The sequence below is a fragment of the Pseudarthrobacter phenanthrenivorans genome (genome assembly GCF_036455295.1).
Lineage (GTDB): Bacteria > Actinomycetota > Actinomycetes > Actinomycetales > Micrococcaceae > Arthrobacter > Arthrobacter phenanthrenivorans_C.
Window position 1 is genome coordinate 1 of sequence record NZ_JAYXNX010000053.1, and the last position, 350, is coordinate 350.

Sequence of the window (350 nt, forward strand, 5' to 3'; positions counted from 1 at the left end):
ACCACGATGGAGTGGGTGTCGTTTTTGAAGTAGCGGCGGGCTGCTGCGCGGGTGTCGGAGAAGCCGAAGCCGTCGGCGCCGAGGGTGGCGAATTCGTTGGGGACGAATTGCCGGATTTGGTCCGGGATGGCTTTCATGTAGTCGGTGACGGCGACGATGGGGCCGGTGGCGCCTTCGAGTTGCTGGGTGATGAAGGGGACGCGGGCGGGCTGGCCGGGGTTGAGGAAGGCTTCCTCTTCGGCGGCGAGGCCGTCGCGGCGCAGTTCGTTCCAGGAGGTTACGGACCAGACGTCGGCGGAGACGTTCCAGTCATCGGCCAGGACGCGCTGGGCTTCGAGGGCCCAGGGTAC

1 protein-coding gene is annotated in these 350 nt (G+C 66.6%); it reads right to left on the reverse strand.

Features of this window, described 5'->3' with window-relative positions:
• A partial coding sequence (locus VXJ37_RS21085) for a transketolase-like TK C-terminal-containing protein (RefSeq protein ID WP_440589843.1) occupies nucleotides 1-350 on the reverse strand: 350 nt, incomplete at both ends.